Source organism: Barnesiella sp. CU968 (assembly GCF_905219685.1).
Taxonomy (GTDB): Bacteria; Bacteroidota; Bacteroidia; order Bacteroidales; family Muribaculaceae; genus Lepagella; species Lepagella muris_A.
The window spans coordinates 1-1,982 of record NZ_CAJMXD010000476.1; the positions used below are offsets into that span (position 1 = coordinate 1).

Genomic DNA, 1,982 nt, shown 5'->3' on the forward strand with positions numbered 1-1,982 from the left:
TAGCAAATATCCACTTTTGGTACAAGGTATCAGGCTTTTTACATACACACAGACCGAATATCCCGCAGGAGGTGCAAGTGTCGGAGAAATCGGCATGGAAGATTCCAACGCTCCTGTTGAGTTTTTCAACATGCAGGGTGTGAAGGTGAGTGGTGATGAGCCGGGTCTTTACATCCGTCGTCAAGGCTCCAAGGTGGAGAAGGTGATCATAAAATAAATACTATAATGAACTGATATAAACCATGTCCAACATTGGTGGTTCAGTTCAGTCATGAGTGTGGCTTATGATTAGATTGTTTATCACTACATTGGGGGTTCAGTTCAGTCATGAGTGTGGCTTATGATTAGATTGTTTATCACTACACTGGTTGTCGTTTTAACATCGATGTCTGTTTTTGCAGAGTCTTACAAGATGGCGAACATTGTCTGTTTTGTGAAGTTTGCCGATGAAGCGGACAAGGCTTGGGAACACGATTTCGATTATTACGACAATATGTTTAACTCTACGGAGGAGGGCGCGAACTCAGTGCGCAACTTCTTCTCCGATATGAGTTACGGCTCTATGGACTGGGAATCCACTATCCTTCCGTTCGAATATGTGGATTCTCATCCAGTAGGGTATTTTTTGCCTAAAGGAAATTCCAATCCGGATGGATATACGGATCTTGATCTGATGCTCGACTTAAGGATCAAGACTCTCGTGAAGGATATGTGCCTGTTTCTGGATGAGAAGTTAGCTTCATATGATTTCAATGGCGACGGGGTTATTGATGAAAATGACAAGATCGTCTTCGATGCAAACGGAGACGGGGAAGTAGACAATATTGTCATGATAATATGCGGCGACAGCGACATAAGCGCGTCAAGGATGCTGTGGCCGTCCAACAACCGGGGTGCGACAGCTTATCTCGGCGGTGTGAAAGTGGGCAACTATCTCAAGGTGTTCGACGGTGCCAACGGCTACAAATCGATGGTTCCCCAGAAAATAAATACAGGTGTGCTCTGTCACGAGATGACTCATACACTCGGGGCTTACGACCTTTATACCACCAAGGGGAATGCCAATTCCACACTTGAACCGGTAAACGTATGGGATCTCATGAGCGACAACCAGAGCGTTCCCCAGGGATTGACAGCATACATGCGCATGCAATATGGCACTCCTTTCGGCGGGTGGCTTCCCCGAACCGACATAAAGGAGATTTCGCAGAACGGCATATACACATTGCGTCCGCTATCCTCTGAAACGCCTGATGATGTGGCGTTCATCATAAGACCCGACAGAACACGCGCGGAGTATTTTATGGTTGAATACCGCGACCGAAGCGACATGTGGGACTCCTCGCTGCCTGCGGGGGGAATGCTTGTGTATCGCGTAAATCCGCTTGTCACGCAAACAGGCAATCTTGGAAAAGATTTCGAATTGTATGTGTTCCGTCCCAACAGCAACGCCGGCACAAGCGCGGGTCTCATAAAGCGAGCCACTCTCGGAACGGATACCCGCCGCAAAAGCTTCGGGCATATCGATGACAACGATTATCCATTCTACAGTGACGGCACCCGCGCTTACTTCTGCATCACCGATGTCGAGGAAACAGCAGAAGGAATCAGCTTCAGCTTCAGCACTGACATCGCCGGAAGTTCCGCCGTGACGGAGATAGACGCGGACTTGATACCGGATGGAAAGATATACACCCTTCAGGGAATACGGATCAACCGCATCACATCTACCGGAATCTACATTATCGACGGCAAGAAGGTCTTCGTGCGCAAATAGCGTTCAGAAAACCGACACGCATCATAATAAAACATCCCGCAAATATCCTCGCCGAGGATATTTACGGGATGTTTTGTCATGACACCCTTTATGTTGTTTTTATCCGGGACAGGATTTGCAATATTCCGTGTACAACCGTCCGCGATAGCGTATTTAAGCTTGTCTGTAAAGTTCCTAACTTTGCCATAAAATTTGAATTATGGAT

1 protein-coding gene and 1 pseudogene are annotated in these 1,982 nt (G+C 47.2%); both read left to right on the forward strand.

The window, feature by feature from the left end:
• A pseudogene (locus JX312_RS12865) lies at window positions 1–217 on the forward strand (hypothetical protein); the annotation flags it as partial.
• 123 nt (window positions 218–340) lie between these two features.
• Window positions 341–1,777: an immune inhibitor A domain-containing protein gene (locus JX312_RS12870; protein WP_204458319.1), complete on the forward strand. Its 1,437-nt coding sequence runs from the start codon at window positions 341–343 to the stop codon at window positions 1,775–1,777.
• Window positions 1,778–1,982 lie beyond the last annotated feature (205 nt).

Excerpts from the sequence above, each read along its gene's own strand:
- JX312_RS12870 (WP_204458319.1), top strand. The coding sequence starts at position 341 with ATGATTAGATTGTTTATCACTACACTGGTTGTCGTTTTAACATCGATG.